Raw genomic sequence first — 24,179 nt, forward strand, 5'->3', positions numbered from 1 at the left:
ATATTATCCAAAGGAGGAGTGAGGCATATGAAATCAAATTCTGCCGAGAAGTCTGAAAAACCGTTAAAATGGTGGCAGCTTTCATTGCTCGGTGTAGCCTGTACAATTGGTACTGGTTTTTTTCTAGGTTCAAGTATTGCGATTGGCATGGCTGGACCAGCTGTTCTCTTTTCATTTGCCCTTGCCGCTTTGGGAACCTATTTTGTTTATGAAGCTCTTGCGAAAATGACAATAACCGATCCGCAAAAAGGCTCCTTTCGTACATACGCGAAAAAAGCCTTCGGACGCTGGGCCGGCTTCTCTAGTGGTTGGGTTTACTGGATTTCAGAAATGTTGATTATCGGGAGTCAAATGACCGCCTTATCCATCTTTACGAAATTTTGGTTTCCGGCCATTCCTCTTTGGATTTTTGCTAGTATTTATGCCATTCTTGGACTTCTTGTCATTCTTGCTGGACCTAAAGGGTTTGACCGGATTGAAAATTTGCTTGCTGTGTTAAAAATAGCAGCTATATTAATGTTTATTATTCTTGCTGCACTCGCTTTATTTGGTCTCTTCGGGAAAGGCACAGCACAAAATGAGCTACCTCGAACATATGGCGAATTTTTACCAAATGGGATAACTGGATTTTTACCCTCTTTAATATATGGGTTTTATGGTTTTGCTGGGATTGAAATCATCGGACTTTTGGCGATGCGTTTAAAAAATAAAAAAGAAGCACCAAAGTCTGGAAAAGTGATGCTGCTAATTTTAGCGATTTTATATATTACATCAATTGGTTTAGCTCTTATTATCGTAAATTGGAATAACTTCTCAACCGATGCAAGTCCGTTCGTTACAGCCTTAAACAATTACAAGATTCGATATGTCCAAGATATCTTTAACGGTGTCTTTATCATCGCTGGTTTCTCAACCATGGTTGCTTCATTATTTGCCGTTATTAGAATTCTCGTCACGCTTGCTGAGGACCGCGATGCACCTACTGTTTTTTCAAAACGCGTAAAAAAAGAAATTGCCTTACCTGCAATGGCTTTGACAACAGGTGGAATCATCGTATCCATCATTCTTTCACTCGTAATGCCTGGGAGAATTTATGAGTATATAACAACAGCCGCTGGGCTAATGCTACTATATAATTGGTTTTTTATATTGGGCTCCTATGGGCGTTTACATGAATTAACGAGAATGGATCATGTTAAGCAATTTTTCGGGTACATTCTCGTCCTTCTTGCAGTTATTGGAACCGTCTTTCACCATACGAGTAGACCTGGATTTTTTGTTAGCTTACTTTTCGTCGTAATCATTGGCCTTGTTACGTTAATCATGCGGCACTTTTGGAAGAAAAACCCTAAGGAAGACAAACCCGAGCCAATTGGGACATTATTTACAAAGTTAAAATAAAATTTTGCACGCTTGGATTCCAAAATACACACCGAATCCAATTAATGACAGTCCTGAAACAATCGAGACACCTGTAAGAAGCTTCGTTGTTAAAAAACGGCGCATACCGCTTGCAAGACTAGCCATCGTCACATCCCAAACCGTAATCCCTAAAAAGATCGCACCACAATAGACAATAAGCATATGTGTGTCATAGGTGGTTACGGTTTTAGCCAAAATCGAACCAAAAATACCGAGCCAAAACAGGATCGTCAAAGGATTAAATAAAGACATAAAAAAACCTGAAAAAAACGATTTAACATGGGATTCCTGTTTACCTCTAGTCATGTCTAAAGACACTTTATTTGCACCAAGTAGGCTTTCATACCCCGTATAAACAAGCACAAAAAAGCCAAATAACCAAAGAAACGCTTGAACAAACGGAATTTCAATAATGTAGACAACCCCAAGAAAAACAAGCATCATATAAATGCCATCAGCGATCGTTGCACCAAGTCCTACGAGCCAAGCATGTAAAAAACCGTTTTTAATCCCACGATCAATTTGTGCAGCATTAACTGGTCCTATCGGTGCAGCCAAAGATAATCCTAGTAACACATAACTTAAAAACACACTCATAGCCTACCTCCACAATCAATCAGTCAACCGGACAAACCTGCCCGCTTGTACATCCTATTCAGTAGAACAAGCTTTTACGACTGAAGATTGAGAATTCGAGAGAAAAAAGAGGGCACGAAAAAAAGGTTGTCGTGTGAGGGCGCTGAAAAAGGGTGGTTTTTCCTTTTCAGCGCCCTTTAAGTAATGTGCGAAGCCGTTGCCTGGTTTTGAAAGCCTTGCTATGAATGCGAATAATTATGCCCTAATTCCTAAGTTCTGACTCATTTCATCGGCTAATTGGAGCATTAAATTCTATCCAAGGAATTACTTGCATACCATTAAAAGATTACCATCAGGGTCCTTAAAATTGAACCAATGACCATTCTCGATTCCAGTTGTTAATTCCACATTCCTTGAACGCATAAATTCATAAGCTTGATGGATATCTTCTGCATTAAATTGAAACGCTGGAACTTTATATACGTTATCTGGAGCAAAAATTTTGCTATCCAGAACAATATTTGGTCCCACTAAAGGAAGAACATAGATATGACCAAAAAATATTTCACCATCTGTTGGCAAGCCTAAAATCTCACAATACCAATCACGTGCATTTTCTATATTGCTTACCGGAATAAAGACCCCACTGATTTTATTTGAGATAGGATTCATAACATCCCTCCATAAAAATTTTATATATATCAATTCGGCATATGTTATATATTTCCTGTTCTAAACACTTTAAACTTTTGGTAAATATCTCTTGTAATAGTAGAAATGTTCAAACAAATCTTTAAAGCATTACTCCCTTGAATCTTTAGCTAGAAGTTGATAAAGTTCACTTTCTTTTACATCATTCTTTAAAAAAATGGTACCAACTCGATAAATGGAATTTATTGAACAATATTCTTGGACAACCTCTGTGTTATGTATTAACTGCCTAACTAAAAATACTGCTTCACCTAAGAGTGAAATCGCACTTTTTTCATCCCCATTAACAAAGTAGGCCCTACTTTCAGTTAATAGTTGTATTACTTTCGTAACTTCATCATGAAGTTCATTCATAAGATTTACTCGACTTTGTAAGTTACTTTGCATTTCTCTTATCAGTTGTTCATCATAATCTTCCTGGCCGTTAACAATCGTTTTAAAAGTTAATTGTAGCTAGCTCTCTTGCTTCCATCCTAATCATTGGATTTTCAGACATTACCAACGCTCCAACATTTTTATATGCTTCATAGCGAGTTAATAAACTCCAAATAAGCACAATTGAAAGTATAAAAATGAGTAATATAGATAGTGTGATAATGTCTTTTTCTCTTTTAGTCACTTGCTTCTCCAATGTAACCTCTCCTATAAATTCGATTTCCGGACTACTTAGCAAAGATATTAATAGTTTTTTAACTCGAACGCCGTAACTTGATCTTTAGGTATAATAAGACCCTAATTCATATTTCAATCCATAACGTTTCGGTCCTTATAATTCTATCCCTACAACCAAATCATTTTCTAAGTCATATCCATACCCTCGTACTAGCGATTGAATGACATATAGCTTTCTATCATAAGCATAATCCTTTGTCTTTTCTATGCAATTCTTACAAACTCTGTCCCTTCTTCATTCTTGTTAACAAATATATCTTTCTCTCCAATAATTAAATTATTGTATTTACCATTGTCCTTAATAAATGTTACTTCTACACTGATGTCATCAATATAAAATACATCTCTACTTCGTGGTTTTAATTTTCTATTTCCAAAAATATATAGATGTTCATCTTTTATTTCAATATTCACATTAATATTCATTTGGTCATTACGATAAATCCCAACAAATTCATGTAATTTTTTAAAGGGAATAACAGGATCTGAAATGTATCTCAGGTTAAAGTAAGTTAGTAATTGTTGCTCATAGGTTTTCCAATCTTTCTCGGAGTTATCAATAGAAAGAGAATCTACCTCGACTGTCGATATTGCGTCTTGTGCAAGTTTTGCATATTCACTAAGGAATTCTCTATGTAGTTGGGGTCCTTGATTCTTTCGATTCATAGTATTTTTCGTTTTTAAACTCTTCATATTTTCTATTTAAAAATTCGCTTCCACCTCTGCTTTTAATCATATTGTCGATTGCAGTTATTGTGTCCTTTTGATGAAAGAAGATCAAGCTAACAGAACATTGGCTTGTCATCAAACACAATTCCTTAATCAACGAAAGTATCCGCTCCCGAGCCACATCTTTATTTAGTAAATTTAAAATTGGATTTTGAAACAGTACAGATTCCATGACAATTACGGAATTATTGTCAAATTGTCTGTTCAAAAATGTATGCCACCTTTTTAAATAAGCTTCTATCCACATATTCTCATCTTTAATTGAGTCGGATAAAATTATTGGATGGTCATAGGTTGTTTCATGAAAAAGTAACGATTGATATCCATTTCTTTGTAGTTGTATAGAAATAAAACGAGCAAACGTTGACTTACCAGAACCCGGAATACCCTCTAATAGAATAAGCTTTTTCTCCATAAAAGACCTCTCAATAAGTTGTCGTTAATAAACAACATTTTTTACACCTTCTTAAATTAGTGATTTTCCTCTTCCAGAATCTCTAACTAATACATAGAAACGGCCTTCCTTCTTCTCATAGAACTGCACCCTTTACTTTAAGTGAATCAATTCACAATTAACGGAGTTTACGTAAATATCCCTAACTTGACTACTAAAATTTTCATACCTCTAAATTGAATTAACACTATACATTCTATACTTCTTTTTCTCCCTAATTTCTAAGCAGTTAAGTTGATGCCCATATGCACATCCGCCATCAATACCGATTTTATCTCCACCAAACCATATATCTGCTTTGCCATGTATATCTCTCAATTTTGTATGCCCAAATATTACAGTTTTATTTGTTACAGTCGGATAATTTAGAAATGCTTCTCTAATGTATATAAAGTCATGCTCCGATTGTTCTTTCCAATTTTTAAAATTGGGGTTAAGACCAGCGTGAACATATATGTAATCATCCTCCTCATGGTAAAGAGGAAGTTGCTCTAAAAATTTCAGATGATGAGAATACTTCTTTTTTATATACCTCCTAAAACTATCCATTTCTGTAGTATTATCACCTTGTTGCTTTTCTACATAACTTAAAAGGGTATTGTGACCACCATGTTTAATAAATTTTGACTCAACCTCTTTGTCTTTAGAATTTATTAAATCAATAAAACGTTGGTCATGATTTCCCTTAATAGCTATAACCCCGAATTCCTTTACCATATTCATGACTTTATCAACTACTTCTTTAGAGTAGCCACCATTATCAATATAATCACCAAGAAGTATGAGTTTATCTAACTTTGGTTCATATTTCACTATTTTTAATAGCTTATTAAATTCATCTAAACAGCCATGAATATCGCTTATAACTAACGTTCTAGCATTCAATCTTTTCCCCCCTTCTCGAAAACACAAACCAATTTTACCACAAAAACCCAACCCTTTTTATTGAAATATTCTGCCACTTTAGCGTACTACTTCAACCAGATACGGTTCGAACGATAAAAAGTTCGCCAAAAATTAAGGCCAAAAAACAGTGTGAGTTTCGTTTAATAATACGTAGAATAAAAAATGGTTGTTTCAACTTGATAACTTCGTCCACACTATTGGCTTTTTTACACATACCTTATTATTAGAAATATATGGAGGTGAATAAATAATGTCCGGTAAGAAAGGTAATCAAAAAAATTCTAAGGCACAACCTGCCCCGCCGTATTTTAACTATAAGCCAATGAAGGAAAAAAATGCTATCTCTCCTAAGGTAAGTAATCACCCAACAGAGCCCGATTTAACAATAGCACCGACAGCAGTTAAGGTTCCTGTTGTTCTAGCTGAAACCGTGGTTCAAGTTGATTTAAATCCAACTATTAAGTTCCCAGAGCCTGTCTTGGAAATTAAAGCGATTAATAAGAACCTTAAAGTTACGCAATGTCGTCTTCTATTGCCTACGAACAAATTATTTATAACGGGATTTGTTCGCAAAAATATTCAGTATGCTACACCGCGTTATGGTACAAAAGACGCTGTCATTTCTAACATTCGTTCCTTAACGGTTGATGTTCCTTTTAAAGCAGTGACAGAAGTAGATTATATTAACAAACCAAAATTCGCCTTTTCACCACAATCCCAAAAATCTTCTTACTTTATGAAATCTAAGCTTGGCGATGGTTTTGCCTCAAAGGATCATCTACTATCCGCTGATCTTTCTCAATTCGACCAATTCAGTGGAGAAGAGTTTAATGAACTTCCTTATTGTGAGTTAATTTCTTCCCATTTCTTTGAGTACGATGAAGCATTAGATCGTAAAATGGGTAAAGTCTATGACGAAAAAGGAAAATCCATTGATGCTCCATTTGAAGAAGGAACATTTACAGAAATTGAAGAAAAAATGGTAGTAGAGATAAAATTAAAGGTTTTACAAAAGCAACAAGTTAAAGTAAAGCCTGATAAGCATTGTTAAAGTGAGTAGATAGCGAGAATAAGGTGGTTGACGGGCGTAACCCTTCAACTACCTTCCTATTTAAATACTACTCTTACTTGTTAAGAATGTACTTTTTCATAATAAAAAATCTAATAAACTAGCTCCAAGTCCCCCCGCGTAAATAGAGCAAAGCTGCTTTGTAATGTTTTCCCAGATCACGAATATTTATAAACTGACTCCTAACGACCACCTATAAAGTGAATACATAGTTAAAGTATAGTCGCACTGGTTGGTTTCTCTGGGAGATTTACTCTCTGATTAAGAATTGAGAAATTTTAACGATTTCAGAAAGTCCTCAATTCTATGTATCGTATCGTGGAAGCACCTATTTTCATGCCTTCCATAATGAAAAAAGCCATGCTCCATGCCTTCGTATGTTATAAAATTAATTTCATTACCTTTATCTACCATTAACTTTGCAAAATTTTTATTTTGCTCATAAAATTCATCTGTAGTTCCGCACATCCATAAAGTTGGTGGTAAGCACTTTTTAATATTATGAAGAGGTGAAAGTTCCACAGCCCTTTCAAGCAATTCTGGATACCGTCTACTCATAATATCAACGCCATCCATTCCAGCACCGAAAACGACTAAAGCATTGGGAATATGTTCTGTATTTGGATTATCACTATCATCATTTATATTTTCAAACATAATTGATGACACAGAAATATATCCGCCTGCGGACGAACCACAGACAACGATTTTCTGTGGATCTACTCCTAAGTCATCTGAATTTTCCCTTACCCAACGAACAGCAGATTTAACATTACATATGGCTTGAACTGGTAAAAACTTTCGTCATGCCCCGTTCTATAATCAACACAGATTGAGACTACACCTTTTGCAGAAAAATAGTGTGCTTGATCTTGGAAATCTGCTGGCGTTCGTGATCCTTTTCCAAGACTACCACCGATAAAAAACGAAATAGCTGCTCTGCTTTTTGAATTGGATTCTGGCTCTAATATGTATAGGTTTAATTTACGTTCACCTATTACTTTATATGTTACTTCATTCACGGGATAATCGAATTTATTGACCCGCACACCCAACTACTCCTTTTCGGTTTAGCTTAACATTTTATAAATAATACAACGTACCAACCGTTGATTTTAATAGGATTGTAGTTCAATAAAATGGTCTACAGCTCTTTTATAATCTCTACTCTATTTCCAAATGGGTCCCTAAACTCAAACCGCTCAAAATTAGGAATTGGTACTGAATCAAAAATTTTAATGCCGTTCTGTTCTAATATTCTTCTCCAATACGATACATCTTCTACTTCATATGCTAAATGGGCTTTTGTAGTTAATCTATCAAACCCTTCTTCCGTTCCAACATGAACCTCTTTGTCACCGACCTGTAACCAGAAACCTCCTCGCCCTTTTAGAGACTCAGGTTTTTCGATTTCGGCTAAACCTAATATATTGCAATAAAAATTCTTACCTTCATCTTCAGCGCCTTTTGGTATCGTAATTTGTGCGTGATGTAAACCAATAATCATTTACATTCCCCCATTCACATTACTTATTCTATCTTAATTTATATAATCTAATAGGCTTTTCACCCATATTGAGCAAAGTATAATAGGCAAATCAATCGAGTCGATTTTCTTAAACTTTATTTTCGCTTGGAGAACTCTCCCCAAACTAGTACTGCTCCCTTTCCGCCATCATTATTTTTTCTTGCTAAAGGATCTGCCGGTACCCCAACTCCCGCTCTTTCGTTCAAGCAGCTTTTGTTTCATTTAATAACAGAAGTATTTATCTTGATTTATAATAATTTCAGGGTCCCCTTCATCCAAGTTTTCAACAAATTCAACCCACTCTGGACGAAGCCTTTTAAAAATTTTCTTACTCATACTCCATCCATACATTTGGGTCATGATAAACACCTATGTTCTGCTCATGAGATATTTCAATAGGTTGTAAAGCTCCTTTAATAACATAACTACCACTTTCAGGGAACTTCATATTTGTCCATTCTTCCCATTCCATAATCGTTCCCTTAACAGTATACGCTTGATAGATTGGTTTTAATATTTTCGCCCCTAATCTCCAATGCGTTCGAATCCAAGGGTCAAAAGGCTCTCCATCATCACGTTTCCAATGAATATAGTTATCGACTGGTGTCAGAGGATAATCTTCTTTAAAACTTGGGCGAACTGGTACAATTAATTTCCCTAGTTCTTTTTCTTGTGCAAGCTTTTTAAACTCTGATAAAAGTCTCTGACTCAACCCTGATTTCTGATAGTCTGAATGTATAGCAATATTAACAGCGGACAATGTATTAACAGAAGCTCGTTCTCTATTATCGACACCGTTTATCAACGTATCAGTCCAACTTTTGGGTAAATCTCCAACCTTTCCTGACCAAGTTAGAGGAATTGAATTTCCAACACCAACAAGTTGTTCTCCGTCTAATAAGCATAATTGGTAATCAGGAAACAACCTTCTCATATCAGCCCAATATCTCATTGTTGCTTTATCTGGTGTCATAAATTTAGCCCATGCACCTTTCATGATTTCGCTAGTATTCAAAGTAGGTAAATCTTTTAATGTATAGACTTTAATGTTAATTTTAATCCCCCCTCTTACTTATTTAACCATAGAATTTTAGCCCTTATCTTAAACAAAAACTGTTCCGTTAGCATAATAACACCACATTAATTTTAGCATTAATTTCCTTATTTGTGTTTTATTAAAAGAAAAAGAGCATTTCCCTTTAAAGTAGAAATGCACCCTTTATTTGAACAACGCATTGTGCTAATTTTTAAGAATTATTGTTCAACCATTGTTCGGAAAGTTATTTTTAGGTCATAAATTTTTATACATATTGTATGAGACCGAAGCCAATTCCCGTAGGATCAACTAAGTAAGCAAGAAAAAAATTATCAAATTCCATTTTATCTCTAACTACCATAGCCCCGTTTTCTTTTGCTTTAGAGATTGCGTCATCAATAGACTCAACTTCAATTTGAATACGCGTTCCATGAGGGAAATCATTAGGTCCTTTACTAATCCCACCGTTCATTCCTAATTGCCCTTCAACTTTATCCGTTAAAACAGCAAAATAGTCCCATTGTGGTTTTGATATTTCCCATCCAAAAACACTTGAATAAAACATCGCCGCTTTTTCTGGCTCTTGACTAATTAATTCAAATCCTACTACTTTTCCCAAACTAATACCCCTCTCAAAAGATCAGGTTATATTCATTTATAACATTACTAAATTCAAGATCTTTTTACAAAAAATAACTTTGGTTATAGTAAAAAAACTCCCGAACAATCAATACAATAGTTGGAATAAGTGACTTATGATGGATAGAAACCAACATTCGTCTTTCTTAAAATAGATATGTGTGACAATTGAAAAAGCGTTGTCTTAAGTTAGGGACATTTTGTTTACTCACTAAACTGTTCTACTGGAAGCTTCTTTAGGAGAAGAAATTGCAGCTTGAAATTCCTTTATAAGGATTAAACATCTCCTTATCTCGAGAGGATGGTCCGAAAAACGTTGACTAGCGTTTTTTTCTTCTACATTGTCTAGAGGATTTAGTTCTTTTTTAGGAGGGAACATTTACGTGCGAGGAAAAACTCATGATTTACAAGAAACTAAAGCGGATATAAGGTTTTACTATGGGTTAGTTGCCTTTATCATGATAATAGGGCTGTTTTTCTTTTTCTTTGGAGTGTCCGTAGAGAACTTGCCATTTTTAATCCTTTTTAGTGTAACGGGTCTCGGTTTGATTCTGATTGGGGTTTCCATGATTAAGAAAATCAAAAAAATGAATACCTTTGTTGGATATGGTGTCGATGAAGAGAATGGTTTTTTATGGAGTGCGGTGTTTGAAGATGGTAAAGTGGAACCGCTTGAAGTTTTCAAGATTCCTTTTACATCAATCCAGTCTATTGTTCTAGCTCCTTATGAATTGTATCATTCTGTGCGCACGAGTGACACGGTCTATCATAACTATTTCTATGTACCTGTTGTCCTACTTGTTTATGAGGAAGCAGGAGAACGCCACTTTACACATGTTACATTTAAAACCGATGCTAATGCGAATGTTTGGCTACAACGAACGCAAGCTGCAGGGCTCTCTTTAGAAATTACAGATGAAGCCGTTAATAATCTCTACAATTATAAAAACGCAGCAGACCTTATTTTAACGGATTTATTTACAAAACCGTTTTCATTTTACGGGCATATTCGCAATTATATTAATCGCCAACAAAAATACGACCGTCCATTAACGAAATATAAAAAGGGCGAGTCTATGACATTGAATCTTAATCATATATTCACGTTCAAATGGAAGAAGTACCACATCTTCATTGTTAGTTGTTTACTAATGAGCCTCTTGTTTTTGTTTGAGCAGTGGTATGTTAGTACAAATGGGATAGAAGTAACGATATTTTCAGCAGTACTGGCGACGATGATTCTCGTTATCGGTCACTTGCTTTACAGCTATACATTCAAAAGCCTCCGCGCACACAGTCACTTTATCATTTTTGGCTTGTCCTCTCTTACGTACTTAATTAGTTCGAGTATTGTCATGTTAGCCTTTCAATTGCCTAACTTTGATGAGAGGTTCCATTTCTTTACACCTTACATGATTGGTTTGATTCCGGTAGTCATCATTTCATACCTTCTTCGAAAATGGAAGCCAGCCCATCATCACGAAGGAATACAAAAGCAGAAAAATCGAATGAGGAATATAAATTAGACTTGTTAGTTATTTTATTAAAGCAGCTCACCCGTTAATTAAACTAGTTAATCCTTTATTAACTAGTTTAATAATACTTATGCAAAAACACCATAATTATCCATGAAATGCTATGAAAATGCCTCTTGCTGTAAGGTACTGCTTCATATTTTCAGTGATTTCGCTCAAAAAAAAATTTAGGGATACCAACATCCCTAAATTTTAAAATTTTATTTGATAATAAACTCATCAATTGTTTCTTGGTCATCTCCTATTGAGTAGGTTGTAAAAGTAACCTCACTATCTATATCCACTTCTTTTCCTTCAATTTGACTTTTAGCTTCTTCAGATAGCCGGTAATGCACATCTTGCTCTCCTACAGTTATAATAACCTCTTCTTTTGTTTCAATACTTTTTAAAAAGCCAACTATTTCAGGGGCTTCTTGCCCGGCAGGCACTGTACCATTTGCATCGCCTGTTGTCCCTTCCCCAAATTCTTCGTTTTGCTCTACGGTAAACCCACATGCACCTAGGATTGACATTAATAAGAAGCAAGCCATCACTAAAGCCATTTTCCTCATATCCAACACAATATCTACCTCCCAATTTATACCCCATAATGTGTAGATAGCAACAAAAATCGCAAACATAGAGACACCAATGTTTAAAAATCCCCAATAAGATTTAATGTCTTTTTTTAGTTCAATGAACCCCACTATTAACGAAAGGATGCCAACTATAAATACTGAATAAGGTAAAAGTTTAAAGTTCTGAGATATTAAAATAAAGCATCCCAATACGAAAACAATCACTGATAAAATATTTCTTATTATTTTCAGCAATTTCTCTCTCCTCCCTACTTAACTTTATAATGTCATTTTCTGTTTGTTTTATTGAGAAGGAAACGTATCCTACTTTTATTTTATAAGAATGCATCCACTGCTTGTGCGAAATCAAGGCCTATTTCTTTTTGATTCAGAGCTATAGCAACGGTAATTTGTGCTTTAACTACCCAAACTAATGTAATTATATACTAAAAAACCGAAAATACCTTTTAATTCTTCTGCAACCTCAATAATGTTTCTTAACGTAACCTCCAACTTCACATCAATTAGAAAAAGGCAACGTCATTTTTTATAATCTAGTATTTGTCGAATGTATTCAATTGCCAAAATAAGTTTTTTGTGGTAAATAATGATTAGCTACACTTTCAAAAAAATAGTTTAGAAGGTAGGTAGATGGAATGAGCAAAGTAATAGCAACTTATTCTTGCGAAGTTGTGAAAAAGGAATTTAAATTTATAGGGATTAGCAATACGGCACCTTTTCCTTCGGCTTTTCCTGAAGCTGCAATTAAAGTTCATCAAGACTTTTGGGGAATCAGAGAAACAGTTCCAAATTGCGATAATAATAGAATCATATATTCTCCGTTTATATGTAACAATATTATTGCAACGTATTTTGCTTGTCTTGAAGTTTCCGATATTCAATCCGTCCCAGAAGGTATGATTGGATTTGAATTACCGTCTACCGATTATGCAAAAATAACGTGTACCAATAAAACGATTGGAGAAGGTTACAACAAAGTTTTTCAATGGATGGGTGATAATGGGTATATTAAAAAAGGAAATAATGCTTTTCAAATTGAAGTTTACTATATAGAAGAACGTAATGTAGAGGAACAAGTAGAAATACTAATACCAATAGAATCATAAAATGAATGAGCGAACGATTATTCCAATAACAAAAACAATAAATAAACGGGTTCTTTTTTGAAAAAGGACCCGCCGTTTAATAATAGCCTTTCTCCGTATAAAACCTCTTTAGCCAAATGGCTCTATATTTCCATATAAAGAATAAGCCTCCTTATCATTTAACTAGTTTCTTCATCTGCTTATGGATTTTATCCTTTATACGAATGCATTTATTTAAGTGTAAATAATTGTGTCTAGTTGCAGGCATTAGTATTAGGCCAGCAATCGTTTTTTTGCTCCAATAGTCGGCTAACCATGTAGCATTTTGCGTAACAGCATTTTCATCAAACAATCGTTTGATTCTGTTCTGTTCAACTTTCATCTTAAATTGTCCAGGTTTTAACAACGATACGACTTCTTGTGTTTGCCTCCCAACTGCAGCTCTATATGCTAATAATGAACCGAAATCAATTCTAGCACTTAGGTTAGCAATATCCTCTTCGTTCATGCTATTACCAGAGTGAGAAAATTCAATATTCATTTTTTCAAGCCAACATTCACTATTAAGAACTTGTTGATCATCTGCGACCAAAATATTCATTGTCATATCTTCAATTCGGGCAATGTGCCATAAATGCCATGCAATGGAGTTTTTCGTATCAGGATTAGATACTGGATACTCTCTAAATGTTGTTTCAGCCAAGTTATTCAACATTTCATCTTCCAATGTACTCTTACCCGTATTACCAATAAAAGAGGAGTGTAACAGGGAATGTTGAGAAAGAAATAATGTAATAGCTCGAGAGTGTTCTTCGGGTTTTAAAATAAGTTCCTTCAATATCTTATGATTTTCATTCCAAGCTTTTCGTTGTTTTAAATTCATAGAAACCATCTCGCTCCGATTAAGTGATAATTAACCCTATCATTCTATGTTTTGTATTTTCAATCGTTGTTATGATCACGCACCCAATAGTTCAAATAGATATTTGAATAACTATACTATTGCGCGAACTATATAACGGGAAAATGTTATCGCTAATCCATCCTTTGTAGCATTCCCCTCAAAAATCCTTGAAATTTCTGAGAAGTTTTCTTCTTTCATCCTTTCATAGACTTGAGGAGTTTGACCAAAACAACGTAATTTTAATATATCAAAAGGAGAGTGAAAATATTCAATACTTTTTACATGTTCAATCTCTGAAAAAGAGAAATTACTTATTTCAATTCTTTGCTTAACAGTATCTAAGATTGGAGTACCTTGAGAATTAATGAAGAGGTTCGGGAATAAAAGGGGTAACTCCTTACCTAACTCATCACCAGGGTGGAGTCCGAGAATGTCCCCTCCCTTTTTAACCACTTGTTTGAGGGAAGGATAAGCAGATGTAGGTCCCTTTCGATTATACGCACAATCAAATTCGTCTGTTTCAAAAGGTAATCCATGTTTTGTATTTCCAACAATAAACGACACATTTGAATTTTTATTTTGTTTCCCGACATTTATGAAAGTGTCGGTTATATCAAAGCCAACGATTTCTTTCGCAACCGAACTACATCGAATAGTGAATTCTCCATGTCCACATCCAACATCCAACACTTTCTTATTTTTTATGGCACGAGTAACTTCTTCATCAAAAATGGACTTCCCGTTAGGCTCTGACAGTGTGGAGCCCCAAGAATATTTATATTCACCTTGTAAATTACTAAGCTGTTTGTACCATTCTATTGAATGTGGTTGTAACCAATCCGAAAAAGTAGCTGGGTCAGTTAATTTCAATTTTACCCCCTCCTCATATAATAACGATTCACCCTCACCTTACCGCCTTAGTTATGCGAGATTTTATTGAATAAATAATAAACGTTTCCATTTATCCATAGCTAGCCTTCAAAATTTGTTACATCTTTAATAATGTTCATCCTTCTAACCCAATAATCCTGCGCCGTTACTGAAAAAGCGCTCCTACTGCTGTTGCAGGAACGCTCCCCCGTTACTAGGATTAAATCTGTATATACTTATTTTTTTTGTTTGTTAATATTTTCTTTTTTCGTAATGAATTCATCGACTAACCATTTTATTAAAGCAGCCTTCATAATATAGATAGGCAGAGAATAAATATAACGCCAATTTTCCAATTTATAAATACCAAGCCAAACTGTTAAAGGTTCAAAAACAAATGTGAAGATTATCGCCATAATTACATTGGCTATGATAAATTTGTTCCACTTCGGAAAATACTGATATAAGAACATATGGGCAACAACTAATATGCCTTGATCTATTGGAAGTAATCTAGGCATGATATTTATCAATTGATAAGGATATGACCAAAGGTGTGTTTCTACCCCTATGTCATCCAACATTATTACAAGTAACATTAACAACGTTCCAAATAACAATATTTCGGTAATTCTTTTTTTGTCTACGAATCTCAACCAAATAACCCAAGGAACAAAAAGTATAAATAAAAGTAACCACCATTGAAAAGTAAACAAGTCGTGAGAAATCCAATAATCTAATTTCATATCATAAAGTTGTTGGTGGACATTCCTTATTTCATCGAAAGTTGGATATTTTCCCGTCATGTAAACTATCCTTTGTCTTTATTAATTTTTTAAATTTTCGGCATCTTTTATGTTTTAAAATATTTAAAACCACTCTAACTGTGTTAAAGAAACACTCCCCGTTTCCAGCAAAATTCACAATTGGTGCTCATTATCTTCTTTTAAAGTAAAAACGAATTCCCAAATGCCCTAAATAAAGCAAAATCCAGTAGGGTTTGATTTGAAAAAAGAGCAGAACCGTAGCGCCACAAAATTAAGAATTTGTATATCAAGTTCCGAAAAGCAGATACTTTTTTCAATTTCTCCAGTCGCCAAATTAAAAAAGTGATGCTACTTATGGCAGTAAGTACATCAATTTCTTTTAAAAATTGATATTAAAAGCATAATTCAATTAAAAATAGTGTTTGTTTTAAAAAAAGAAATTATATCAGTTTTTATTAAAAATTTGTATTGCTTCGAATTCAGTACAAGATAGAAGCGACAGACCTGTTCTACTATCGCAGATGCAGCACAAATCGGTACTGCATCACAGAGAGTAAAATCGTATGGCGTTCTCAATACAGATGTAATAAGCCAGACGATATAGTTTATAGATTTATGAATTTTTGTCGCTCTCCGAGTTTTAAAAAAACGTATGAGCTACGAGGGCACTGAAAAAGGACAAATGTCATTTTAAAAAAATTCAAACAATTTTAAAAAATAAAATGTATATAATTTTAAAGCATGCTACATTCGATATGTACGAAACAAAAATAAGGGAAGAAAGGAACAAAGAATCTATGAAATTTAAAGTCGAAACACTTCCAAACTATCGCATTGCTTATGTGCGACGCATTGGTCCATATGGTCCTGGAAATATTGAAGTAATAGAGAGGTTAAAAAAATGGGCTAAGCAGAAAAATCTTCTTAAATCAGCAATCCTGTTTGCCATTCCACAAGATAACCCTGAGACAACACTTCCTGAAAACTGTAGATTTGATGCTTGTATTGTTATATCAAAGGATTATCAAATGGATGATTCAATTTGCGAGAGTGAACTTTCTGGGGGCAAATACCTTATTTACGAAGTCAAACATACAGCAGAAAATATTCAAAAAGCATACGCTACTATTTTTCAAGATTTACAGAGCAAAGGATATCAAATTGATAACAAACCAATTTTGGAAAAATACACTGGTGATATGATTAATAACCCTTATTGCGAAATATGTGTACCGGTAAAACCGTAAGAGTAGCTATTTTTTACTTGTTTAATACTTTACTTTCAGTAAAAAACTCCCCTATCGGTCAACAGATTTATTTACTTTCATCTGTTGACCTTTAGAGGAGCATATCAAAATCATCCGGTGATTTTTTTATTTTTTCACTTTTGAAATAGTTATCCCATCACCGATTGGAATAAGCAGAGACTCCAATTGAGAATGACTGGCTAACGTTTCATTAAATTTCTTCATTGTTTCAGTATAACTCTTCGGTTTAATCGCCTGATCTGCTACACTCCCCCCCGCAAGTACGTTATCGGTCACTATTAAAGCATTGGAATCTGCCAATCTAATGCAATAACTCAAATAATTTTCATAATTTTCTTTGTCAGCATCGATAAAGAAAAAATCATATCGCTTTTTTTCGCCAACTAGTTTTTCAAGGCTTTGTAAAGCTGGTCCCGTTATATATGATACTTGTTCACCAAAGCCTGCTTTAGATAAATTACTATGTGCTAACTTTGCGTACTTTTCCTCTAACTCCAGGGACGTTAATTTTCCTTCTTTACCGAATCCTCTTGCAAGGCAAATCCCACTATACCCCCCAAGCGCTCCTATCTCGAGGACATTTTTAGCGCCTGAAATTGAAATAAGCATGGTGAGAAGTTTTCCAGAGGAGGGTGAAACGGAGATGGAGGGCATTCCGTTATCTTTTATGGAAGAAATGACTTCCTCCAAAAGAGCATCTTGAGCATGGAACACTGTATCAATATAATGATTAATTTGTTTCATTACATTCGCTTCCTTTCTCATCAGAGGTTTCTGGTGCTTCACTTTCGTGTATTTCAAATAGTTGCATAAATTCGTTTATTACCATATCAATCGCTTTTAATTCACCGACTAAAATTGGATGAATCGATTGTAACTCTGGTGTATGCAACTGCTTTTTTAATGTGGAACGTTTAAGATTCATCATTTCTAAAAAGGCAATTGCTCTTCCGCGGCGAAACGTTTTTGCACCACGTTGGTGAGAATTCTGTTCTTTTCGTTTATAACGATCACCACGGCTTTTTCTTTCTTTATTATCACTCTTATCTCCTTCATCTCTCATAACAAAACCCCTTTTATGTATACATTTGTATACTAAATATGACATTTATAATGTATACGAACATATACAGAAAGTCAATAAATAGATTGTAATTAATTTGGGAATACTTTTTAAACTATGTTCAACCAGCTGGGCCTTTTACAAAATAAAAACTGCCAGCCGCTAAATGAGAGCTGACAGTACTAAACAACTTATGTTATTAACAGCAAGATTACCCTTTCACAGCACCGGATGTCAGCCCACCTACTATGTGCTTTTGGCCAATTAAAAAAACGAGCAACACCGGTAGTGAGGTAAGAACAATATTAGCGCTAACAAGATTCCACTGCGCAGAAAATTGCCCGAAGAAATTATAAACAGCTAACGTTACTGGCCATTTATCAACTGAATTCAAAAAGTAAAGCGGTGCGGTGAATTCATTCCATACAGCCATAAAGTTTAGGACAAACACTGTGACAAGTACGGGTTTTAATAGTGGGACAATGATTTTAAAGAATAAACTGTATGGGCCACAACCATCAATAACCGCTGCTTCATCTAAATCTCTCGGAATTGAGCCAACAAAGGCATAAACGATAAAGATAGAAATCGGGATCCCCATACCTGTATAGAGAAGAATCATTCCAAAATGTGTGTTAATTAACCCTAACGATTTCATTACACTCATAAGTGGGATATAGTTCAGTGGTAGCGTGATACCAAGAATCATGAAAAAATAGATGAATTTGTTTAGTTTCGATTGGTTTCTTGCCAAAACAAAAGACGAAAATGCGACGACAATCACAAGTAATGTCGTACTTACAATTGAATGCAGAAAACTATTTATAAAGGACTGCCCTAGCTTCCCACGTTCAAATACAATAGTGTAATTTTCAAACACCCATTCCCTCGGCAAAGAAAGAGTTAAAACAGTCGCCTCTCCTGATGTTTTTAACGAGTTCATGATAATCACGGCAAATGGAATCATCACAACTAGGCTCAGTATCCATGCGATAAGATTCAATATATATGCTTTAACTATTTTCCTACGCATCATTTAATATTCCACCGCCTTTTTATTCATCGCCCGTATGACGAAATAAGATGCAAAAACCATAATGATAAAAAGAATCGTTGAAAGTGCGCTTCCCATCGCCCAATAACCTTTTGCAAAAGCTGAATAAACAGCAGTATTAATCACATCTGTTGCATAACCTGGTCCACCGCCTGTTAACACATAAATAATATCAAAGACACGCAATCCATACGTTATATTAAGAATGGTTGTAATCGTGATCGTTGGAAGTAAAAGTGGCAACGTAATCCGAAAAAATTTATGCAACTGACTTGCCCCATCAATATCAGCAGCCTCATAGAATGTTTTTGGGATAGCGAGCAAACCGGCGATAAACAGCACCATAATATATCCCATCCCCTTCCATGTATCAACCGCCATAACAGATGGCATTGCCCATGTTAACGACCCTAGCCAATCCTGAGCTAAGAAGTCGAGTCCAATGGCTCTTAAGCAATAATTTAAAAAACCGAAATTCGGATCTAATAAGCTTTTGAACACTAACCCTACAATAAGAAATGATAGTACCTGTGGTGAAAACATCACCATCCGATGAAAACTAGCTCCTTTAATTCCGCTAACTAATAACATCGCTAGTAAAAGTCCTAAAATCGTTTTAGCAATGGTTGTTACAACTGTAAACAATACCGTATTTTTGATATAAGCTAAGTAAGCACGATCTTCAAAAAGAATCGTCTTATAATTATCAAAGCCTACAAATCGAATTTCAGGGTAAAAGCTATTCCAATCCGTAAACGAATAATAAATCCCGATAAATGATGGTAAGACGATAAAGGTAAAATAAATGATTAATGCACCAGAAGAGAAATACCAAGGATACATCTTGGATGATTTCATAGAGCTAACCACTCCTTTCTATAACTCTAACAATGCGGGTATATAAATGCCTCTGCACCGTTTCGGATACCCACTAGGCAATAAAGCAGCTGCTTTTTTAAAAAGGGTGGCTGTCTCAAAAGCTTAAAGCCTGCGCAGCAATGGCTCTGTTCGCTATACGATGAGAACCCTGCATGAAGGCTGTGCCAAAGGTTAATAAACAACCTTTTGGCACAGCCTCTAAGTAGCGTGCAAGGTCATTGCCATCGTATTTCTATCGTTTATTGCCATGCAGGATCTTTCTGAACTTTTGCTTGCTCCTCCCGACGCTTATCAATAATCTCAAGGATTTCATCTGGCGTTAATTGGCCGGCGAACATCCCTTGTAAGTCTTTCCCAATGTCCATCCATTGTGGATCAATATACTTAACTGCAGCCTGCATAACGGTACCTGACTCAAGTCCCTTTTCGTACTCGATATATTCTTCTGTAAGCTTCGGTTCAATTTCCGGCCAGCTTGTCGTTAAATTCCCATCATTATGGTCGAAAAATCTTTGAATATTCTCATGCTTCGTCATCCAACGGAAAAACTCAAGGACTTCTTCTTTATGAGAAGTATGGCTATTTCCAAACATCGCACCAGAACCACCTGGATTAATACCAATCGTTTGGTTATCTGCCCATGGCATTACGAAAAATCCCATATTTCCTTCCATCTCAGGGTACTCATCAGAAATTTCCTTTTCAGATCCTGGTACTCGATAAATCATGGCCGCTTTCCCTTGACCAAATGCTTGAATGCCACCTTCAACCGTATTTGACATAAAGTTTTCACCGAAGTAGCCCAAGTCAGCAAATTCCTTTTGCTGTTCGATTACGGTTTTTAAATGATGAATGTCTGACACCTTTAGTTCATTATTATTTAGTTTTTCATAAAGACCTGGTTCAAGCTTTTCATAGTGCGGTCCTGTTTCAAACAGTGGCAGAACTTGATACCACCCACTTCCAGGTGCTTGCCATAGAGGCGTCACCCCACTATCTTTGATCTTTTGCGAGATATCTTTAAACTGTTCATAGGTTGTTGGAATCTCTAAATTTAACTCTTCAAAAATAGCTTTATTGTAATAGATGTACCAAATTTTTCTCGGTGCATAGGACACTCCATAAACCTTTCCATTATAGCTAACAGAGGGTAAAATATCCTCAGACATTCTCGTTGTAAATTCTTCATCTGTAAGATCGATTGCATTTTCTTCTGGGCGAACTTGTGAAGGCATGCTAATTGGATCAACATCGATATTAAAAATATCGGGTGCCTCTCCTGATGCTAGTTTTGCTTTGATTAAATCACGCCACTGCGCATCTGGAACGACTTGAAAATCAATTTTAATCCCTGTTTCTTTCTCGAAGTCTACCGCCATCTCTTGCATAATACCTGACCGTGGAATTCCAGACTGATGCGTTCCAAACGTTAAAGTAACATCAGATTTTGCTTCTTCCCCCGTTGAAGAGCTACCACCGCAAGCCGTAATGACGAGCGTAACTGTTAAAAGTAATAATAAAAATAGCCATTTTTTCATTTTTCCATCCCCTTTTCTTTCTATTCTAAGCTATAATAGAAGCTCAAAGCCCTTTGAACCTTCTACTTTAATGATAGCGTTTTCAACAATAAGTACAATGAATGAAACCGGTATCTCTTTTGTACATTTCAGGTATCATTATTGGAGGGAGTTCATTGAAATTCTTTAAATTCAAAACGATTCAAACGAGTTTATTTGCTTACTATTCTTTGTTTTTTATCCTGTTCTTAATTTGTTTATCCATTCCCCTATACAACTATTTAATCGAAAATACTGAGCAAAATGTCATGGAACAGCAAGAACAGCTTAATAAGTCGATTGTTAATTCACTGGAACAAGAAGTAAACAAGATGAATAATTTCTCCATGAATATTGTGTATTCGAACCTAGTGAAAGAGCATTTCCAAAAAAACTTAACACCGATCCAAAATGCACAGCATGATCCGAATCATTTTGCTAATTTAACAACATTAATTGATGTCATTCTTGCGATTATTAGTAGTTCTGAAACTGCAAAACAAGCCAATATATACGACCTAGATGGGCAAATGATTGGTGCTGGAACTTTTAACGGAGAACTGAAAACTGATTTAACGAATAAACCGTGGTTTACGAATACAATAGAGAAGGACGGAAAGAAGCATTTAAGTCTACTCTCGCAAGGACAACTCCCTTTTTCAATGCGTCAAAAAAATATTCCAATGTATATTGCTCACACGAGAGTATATAAAGACGGAAACTATGTACCCCAAGGTATCGTCGAAATATTGCAGGACACAGAGATTTTCTTTCACTATTTAAATGATTTAAAGAAAACACATCACCAGCTTCAAATTTTTGTATTCGATGCAAGTGGTAGCTTTATTTACCCCTATCATTCAGTTCACGACTATGAGGGCCACTTTTATCGAAGTAAGATTCAAGAATTAAATGATAGCCCATCGAAAATTATAGAAGTTAACAGCCCCGTAAATGGCTCTAAACAGTTGATTAGTCATGCTGTTTCACAACAAACTGGCTGGACGGTTATTCTTGCACAGTCACACTATGAAGTGTTTTCTTACTTGAAACAGCTGCAGCAATGGTTTTTTATTGTGCTTATTCTTGCCCTCATTTTCACTTTAATCATAACGTATATCGTAGCAAAAAAGGTTACGGACCCACTAAAGCAGCTGCAACATGCTATCAAGAAAATGAATTTATCGAATATAAATCAATCAGATGTTCATCATTCAAAACTAGATGAAATTGCAGATTTAAACCGTGCCTTTAACGACATGAATCACAAATTATCACAGTCGTTACAAGAGCTTTTACATGCAAAATCACAGGAAATGGATGCAAAATTTTTAGCACTGCAATCTCAAATGAATCCGCATTTTTTATACAACAATTTAACAAACATTAGCATTATGGCCGAAGAGCAAATGAATGAAGAAATTATTCAACTTTGTAACAATATCTCGTTCATGATGAGGTATATTTCAAAGGATAGCAAAAAAGGAATTTGTCTGCAGTCTGAACTAGAATATACAGAGAACTATTTAGAATGCATGAAAATTCGTTTCGGCGACCAATTAAGCTATTCAATTGATATTCCTGAAGAGTTGAAAAAGTTCACCGTGCCTAAACTACTTGTTCAGCCGTTAATAGAGAATTCGCTTAAGCATGGGATGAATACCTCCCCACCATGGCACATTCATATGAAAGGGTATATGGATTCTTCCACATGGAAACTGACGATTACCGATAATGGTCTTGGGTTTGATCCAGATATCATCCAGCAACTTGAACAATTTATTTCACAAAAAAATCACCTATCATCTGTACCAGATATTGAAATCGGTGGAATGGGCCTAAAAAATATCTATTTAAGACTTAAATTAATGTACGGGGATATGGCTATTTTTGAAATCGAGAAAGAAAGATCACAAGGAGCCTCTGTTACAATCGGTGGTAGTTTACATGGAGGTGAGATGTGAACGTGAAACAGTCCAATCTTTTTAAAACAATCGTAGTAGAAGATGAACATCTTATTAGGCGTCATATTGTTAAAAAGGTGCAAGAGCTTAATTCTAATTTTAAAGTTGTAGGTGATTGTATTGATGGTCAAGAAGCATTAAACCTCATTGAGGAAGAGCACCCTCATCTTGTAATAACAGATATTCAAATGCCGAATATGAACGGAATTGAATTGGCAAAAAGCCTCTATTTTGCCTATCCTAACACAAAAGTCGTGATACTAAGTGGCCTCTATGAGTTTGAATACGCTCGACAGGCAATAAAATATCGCGTAGAGGATTACTTATTAAAACCCGTTTGTTCTGATAGTTTACAAGCGATGTTAGGCAAAATCGAATTAACGATAAAAAAGGATATAGAAGCATTAGTACATGCATCTTCCTCCTCGAGCCAAACAATGACACCTACTGAACTAGTGAATCAATTAGAGCTTTTTATTAAAGAAAACTATACGAAAAATTTATCTTTAAAAGAAATTGCAAGCCAGCTTAATTATTCTGTTGATTATTTAAGTAAACTCTTTAAAAAGCATCGTACAATGACACCAATAAAATATATCACTCATCTTAGAATGAATGAGGCAAAATCCTTACTTTCTTCGAATCTAGAGCTTGAAATAAAGACTATCGGTGAGCTTGTAGGTTATCAAGATCCACATTATTTTAGCAAAATATTCAAAACACATACTGGTGTTTATCCAAGCGAATATCGACATTCTGCTTTTAAATAGGCAATTAACCCATTCCATCCTTCTTATTGTTCAAGGTGGAATGGGTTTTTATGCTGCTTACTTTTCCATCTACAACTAATATTAATGAGGATATTGTGCACGTTATAAATAGTTCTGATTAATGAATTTAAAAGGAGCTGAAAC

Annotated in this window: 28 protein-coding genes and 1 pseudogene; 7 read left to right on the plus strand and 22 right to left on the minus strand. The window is 35.1% G+C overall.

Annotated features, from left to right (window positions below; all coding sequences use genetic code 11):
- Positions 1 to 27 precede the first annotated feature (27 nt).
- The gene (locus tag B1R93_RS00180) at positions 28 to 1,401 is read left to right on the plus strand and encodes an amino acid permease (RefSeq protein WP_088101982.1); all 1,374 of its coding nucleotides are present in this window, start codon (positions 28 to 30) and stop codon (positions 1,399 to 1,401) included.
- Here B1R93_RS00180 and B1R93_RS00185 read toward each other — a convergent pair.
- From B1R93_RS00185 to B1R93_RS00215, 7 genes are all read right to left on the minus strand, one after another.
- Entirely contained in the window at positions 1,393 to 2,019 is a 627-nt protein-coding gene (locus B1R93_RS00185; RefSeq protein ID WP_088101983.1) for a LysE family transporter, read from the minus strand. The two genes, B1R93_RS00180 and B1R93_RS00185, sit on opposite strands and share 9 nt — an antisense overlap.
- A 303-nt stretch (positions 2,020 to 2,322) precedes the next feature.
- A complete protein-coding gene (locus B1R93_RS00190; RefSeq protein ID WP_088101984.1) occupies positions 2,323 to 2,670 on the minus strand; it encodes a VOC family protein in 348 nt (115 codons plus the stop codon).
- A gap of 129 nt (positions 2,671 to 2,799) precedes the next feature.
- On the minus strand, positions 2,800 to 3,063 hold the full coding sequence (locus tag B1R93_RS00195) for a hypothetical protein (protein ID WP_133058587.1): 264 nt from the start codon (positions 3,061 to 3,063) through the stop codon (positions 2,800 to 2,802).
- 82 nt (positions 3,064 to 3,145) lie between these two features.
- Positions 3,146 to 3,340, minus strand: a complete 195-nt coding sequence (locus tag B1R93_RS00200) for a hypothetical protein (RefSeq protein ID WP_088101986.1) — start codon at positions 3,338 to 3,340, stop codon at positions 3,146 to 3,148.
- Between the two features lie 245 nt (positions 3,341 to 3,585).
- Entirely contained in the window at positions 3,586 to 4,047 is a 462-nt protein-coding gene (locus B1R93_RS00205) for a hypothetical protein (protein WP_088101987.1), read from the minus strand.
- Positions 4,013 to 4,525, minus strand: a complete 513-nt coding sequence (locus B1R93_RS00210; RefSeq protein WP_088101988.1) for a hypothetical protein — start codon at positions 4,523 to 4,525, stop codon at positions 4,013 to 4,015. Before B1R93_RS00210 ends, B1R93_RS00205 begins: the two co-directional genes overlap by 35 nt.
- 210 nt (positions 4,526 to 4,735) lie before the next feature.
- A complete protein-coding gene (locus B1R93_RS00215; protein WP_088101989.1) occupies positions 4,736 to 5,449 on the minus strand; it encodes a metallophosphoesterase in 714 nt (237 codons plus the stop codon).
- Between the two features lie 271 nt (positions 5,450 to 5,720).
- On the opposite strand from B1R93_RS00215, the gene B1R93_RS00220 reads away from it, so the two are divergent.
- Entirely contained in the window at positions 5,721 to 6,521 is an 801-nt protein-coding gene (locus B1R93_RS00220; protein WP_088101990.1) for a CsxC family protein, read from the plus strand.
- 279 nt (positions 6,522 to 6,800) lie between these two features.
- Here B1R93_RS00220 and B1R93_RS23245 read toward each other — a convergent pair whose 3' ends face one another.
- The 6 genes and pseudogenes from B1R93_RS23245 to B1R93_RS00240 all read right to left on the minus strand — a co-directional run bounded on the left by B1R93_RS23245 (position 6,801) and on the right by B1R93_RS00240 (position 9,722).
- Complete coding sequence (locus tag B1R93_RS23245; RefSeq protein ID WP_245308149.1) at positions 6,801 to 7,208, minus strand: alpha/beta hydrolase; 408 nt, start codon at positions 7,206 to 7,208, stop codon at positions 6,801 to 6,803.
- Between the two features lie 36 nt (positions 7,209 to 7,244).
- Positions 7,245 to 7,319: pseudogene (locus tag B1R93_RS24015) on the minus strand (hypothetical protein); the annotation flags it as partial.
- Positions 7,286 to 7,588 carry a hypothetical protein gene (locus B1R93_RS23255; protein WP_245308150.1) on the minus strand — a complete coding sequence of 101 codons (303 nt, stop codon included), beginning with the start codon at positions 7,586 to 7,588 and terminating at the stop codon, positions 7,286 to 7,288. The pseudogene B1R93_RS24015 and the gene B1R93_RS23255, both read right to left, overlap by 34 nt.
- Positions 7,589 to 7,683: 95 nt before the next feature.
- The gene (locus B1R93_RS00230; RefSeq protein ID WP_088101991.1) at positions 7,684 to 8,046 is read right to left on the minus strand and encodes a VOC family protein; all 363 of its coding nucleotides are present in this window, start codon (positions 8,044 to 8,046) and stop codon (positions 7,684 to 7,686) included.
- Between the two features lie 349 nt (positions 8,047 to 8,395).
- Positions 8,396 to 9,040: a GNAT family protein gene (locus tag B1R93_RS00235; RefSeq protein ID WP_088101992.1), complete on the minus strand. Its 645-nt coding sequence runs from the start codon at positions 9,038 to 9,040 to the stop codon at positions 8,396 to 8,398.
- A 328-nt stretch (positions 9,041 to 9,368) separates the two neighbouring features.
- Positions 9,369 to 9,722 (minus strand): VOC family protein, encoded by a 354-nt coding sequence (locus tag B1R93_RS00240; protein WP_088101993.1) that lies wholly within the window; start codon positions 9,720 to 9,722, stop codon positions 9,369 to 9,371.
- A 403-nt stretch (positions 9,723 to 10,125) separates the two neighbouring features.
- Here B1R93_RS00240 and B1R93_RS00245 point away from each other — a divergent pair, with 403 nt between their 5' ends.
- Positions 10,126 to 11,268, plus strand: a complete 1,143-nt coding sequence (locus B1R93_RS00245; RefSeq protein WP_088101994.1) for a hypothetical protein — start codon at positions 10,126 to 10,128, stop codon at positions 11,266 to 11,268.
- Between the two features lie 209 nt (positions 11,269 to 11,477).
- Here the strand turns inward: B1R93_RS00245 and B1R93_RS22620 are convergent, their stop codons facing one another.
- Positions 11,478 to 12,089: a DUF3953 domain-containing protein gene (locus B1R93_RS22620; RefSeq protein ID WP_133058588.1), complete on the minus strand. Its 612-nt coding sequence runs from the start codon at positions 12,087 to 12,089 to the stop codon at positions 11,478 to 11,480.
- Between the two features lie 401 nt (positions 12,090 to 12,490).
- Between B1R93_RS22620 and B1R93_RS00255 the strand changes: the two genes are divergently transcribed.
- Positions 12,491 to 12,961, plus strand: a complete 471-nt coding sequence (locus tag B1R93_RS00255; RefSeq protein WP_088101995.1) for a GyrI-like domain-containing protein — start codon at positions 12,491 to 12,493, stop codon at positions 12,959 to 12,961.
- A gap of 154 nt (positions 12,962 to 13,115) precedes the next feature.
- Here the strand turns inward: B1R93_RS00255 and B1R93_RS00260 are convergent, their stop codons facing one another.
- The 3 genes from B1R93_RS00260 to B1R93_RS00270 form a co-directional block, all read right to left on the minus strand.
- Positions 13,116 to 13,823: a DinB family protein gene (locus tag B1R93_RS00260; protein ID WP_088101996.1), complete on the minus strand. Its 708-nt coding sequence runs from the start codon at positions 13,821 to 13,823 to the stop codon at positions 13,116 to 13,118.
- A gap of 111 nt (positions 13,824 to 13,934) precedes the next feature.
- A complete protein-coding gene (locus B1R93_RS00265; RefSeq protein WP_088101997.1) occupies positions 13,935 to 14,714 on the minus strand; it encodes a class I SAM-dependent methyltransferase in 780 nt (259 codons plus the stop codon).
- 236 nt (positions 14,715 to 14,950) lie between these two features.
- Positions 14,951 to 15,520, minus strand: a complete 570-nt coding sequence (locus tag B1R93_RS00270) for a CBO0543 family protein (protein ID WP_088101998.1) — start codon at positions 15,518 to 15,520, stop codon at positions 14,951 to 14,953.
- Positions 15,521 to 16,278: 758 nt separating this feature from the next.
- Here B1R93_RS00270 and B1R93_RS00275 point away from each other — a divergent pair.
- Positions 16,279 to 16,728 carry an AraC family transcriptional regulator gene (locus tag B1R93_RS00275; RefSeq protein ID WP_088101999.1) on the plus strand — a complete coding sequence of 150 codons (450 nt, stop codon included), beginning with the start codon at positions 16,279 to 16,281 and terminating at the stop codon, positions 16,726 to 16,728.
- A 126-nt stretch (positions 16,729 to 16,854) separates the two neighbouring features.
- Here the strand turns inward: B1R93_RS00275 and B1R93_RS00280 are convergent, their stop codons facing one another.
- The 5 genes from B1R93_RS00280 to B1R93_RS00300 all read right to left on the minus strand — a co-directional run bounded on the left by B1R93_RS00280 (position 16,855) and on the right by B1R93_RS00300 (position 21,283).
- Complete coding sequence (locus tag B1R93_RS00280) at positions 16,855 to 17,493, minus strand: O-methyltransferase (protein WP_088102000.1); 639 nt, start codon at positions 17,491 to 17,493, stop codon at positions 16,855 to 16,857.
- A complete protein-coding gene (locus B1R93_RS00285; protein ID WP_088102001.1) occupies positions 17,480 to 17,812 on the minus strand; it encodes a hypothetical protein in 333 nt (110 codons plus the stop codon). The genes B1R93_RS00280 and B1R93_RS00285 overlap by 14 nt, the downstream gene beginning before the upstream one ends.
- A 211-nt stretch (positions 17,813 to 18,023) precedes the next feature.
- Positions 18,024 to 18,848, minus strand: a complete 825-nt coding sequence (locus B1R93_RS00290; RefSeq protein WP_088102002.1) for a carbohydrate ABC transporter permease — start codon at positions 18,846 to 18,848, stop codon at positions 18,024 to 18,026.
- On the minus strand, positions 18,849 to 19,724 hold the full coding sequence (locus B1R93_RS00295) for a carbohydrate ABC transporter permease (RefSeq protein WP_088102003.1): 876 nt from the start codon (positions 19,722 to 19,724) through the stop codon (positions 18,849 to 18,851).
- A 260-nt stretch (positions 19,725 to 19,984) separates the two neighbouring features.
- Positions 19,985 to 21,283 (minus strand): ABC transporter substrate-binding protein, encoded by a 1,299-nt coding sequence (locus tag B1R93_RS00300; RefSeq protein WP_088102004.1) that lies wholly within the window; start codon positions 21,281 to 21,283, stop codon positions 19,985 to 19,987.
- Between the two features lie 155 nt (positions 21,284 to 21,438).
- Between B1R93_RS00300 and B1R93_RS00305 the strand changes: the two genes are divergently transcribed.
- A complete protein-coding gene (locus B1R93_RS00305; protein WP_165763685.1) occupies positions 21,439 to 23,265 on the plus strand; it encodes a cache domain-containing sensor histidine kinase in 1,827 nt (608 codons plus the stop codon).
- A complete protein-coding gene (locus B1R93_RS00310; RefSeq protein WP_245308151.1) occupies positions 23,262 to 24,035 on the plus strand; it encodes a response regulator transcription factor in 774 nt (257 codons plus the stop codon). Before B1R93_RS00305 ends, B1R93_RS00310 begins: the two co-directional genes overlap by 4 nt.
- Positions 24,036 to 24,179 lie beyond the last annotated feature (144 nt).

This window comes from Halalkalibacter urbisdiaboli, from assembly GCF_002156385.1.
Lineage (GTDB): Bacteria > Bacillota > Bacilli > Bacillales > Bacillaceae_D > Halalkalibacter_A > Halalkalibacter_A urbisdiaboli.

Coding starts and splice junctions, on each gene's coding strand:
- B1R93_RS00205 (WP_088101987.1), bottom strand. CDS start 4,047: ATGAATCGAAAGAATCAAGGACCCCAACTACATAGAGAATTCCTTAGT.
- B1R93_RS00190 (WP_088101984.1), bottom strand. CDS start 2,670: ATGAATCCTATCTCAAATAAAATCAGTGGGGTCTTTATTCCGGTAAGC.
- B1R93_RS00295 (WP_088102003.1), bottom strand. CDS start 19,724: ATGAAATCATCCAAGATGTATCCTTGGTATTTCTCTTCTGGTGCATTA.
- B1R93_RS00195 (WP_133058587.1), bottom strand. CDS start 3,063: ATGAATGAACTTCATGATGAAGTTACGAAAGTAATACAACTATTAACT.
- B1R93_RS00260 (WP_088101996.1), bottom strand. CDS start 13,823: ATGAATTTAAAACAACGAAAAGCTTGGAATGAAAATCATAAGATATTG.
- B1R93_RS00280 (WP_088102000.1), bottom strand. CDS start 17,493: ATGAAACAAATTAATCATTATATTGATACAGTGTTCCATGCTCAAGAT.
- B1R93_RS00185 (WP_088101983.1), bottom strand. CDS start 2,019: ATGAGTGTGTTTTTAAGTTATGTGTTACTAGGATTATCTTTGGCTGCA.
- B1R93_RS00300 (WP_088102004.1), bottom strand. CDS start 21,283: ATGAAAAAATGGCTATTTTTATTATTACTTTTAACAGTTACGCTCGTC.
- B1R93_RS00255 (WP_088101995.1), top strand. CDS start 12,491: ATGAGCAAAGTAATAGCAACTTATTCTTGCGAAGTTGTGAAAAAGGAA.
- B1R93_RS00230 (WP_088101991.1), bottom strand. CDS start 8,046: ATGATTATTGGTTTACATCACGCACAAATTACGATACCAAAAGGCGCT.
- B1R93_RS00235 (WP_088101992.1), bottom strand. CDS start 9,040: ATGACACCAGATAAAGCAACAATGAGATATTGGGCTGATATGAGAAGG.
- B1R93_RS00270 (WP_088101998.1), bottom strand. CDS start 15,520: ATGACGGGAAAATATCCAACTTTCGATGAAATAAGGAATGTCCACCAA.
- B1R93_RS00180 (WP_088101982.1), top strand. CDS start 28: ATGAAATCAAATTCTGCCGAGAAGTCTGAAAAACCGTTAAAATGGTGG.
- B1R93_RS00220 (WP_088101990.1), top strand. CDS start 5,721: ATGTCCGGTAAGAAAGGTAATCAAAAAAATTCTAAGGCACAACCTGCC.
- B1R93_RS00275 (WP_088101999.1), top strand. CDS start 16,279: ATGAAATTTAAAGTCGAAACACTTCCAAACTATCGCATTGCTTATGTG.
- B1R93_RS00290 (WP_088102002.1), bottom strand. CDS start 18,848: ATGATGCGTAGGAAAATAGTTAAAGCATATATATTGAATCTTATCGCA.
- B1R93_RS00210 (WP_088101988.1), bottom strand. CDS start 4,525: ATGGAGAAAAAGCTTATTCTATTAGAGGGTATTCCGGGTTCTGGTAAG.
- B1R93_RS00285 (WP_088102001.1), bottom strand. CDS start 17,812: ATGAGAGATGAAGGAGATAAGAGTGATAATAAAGAAAGAAAAAGCCGT.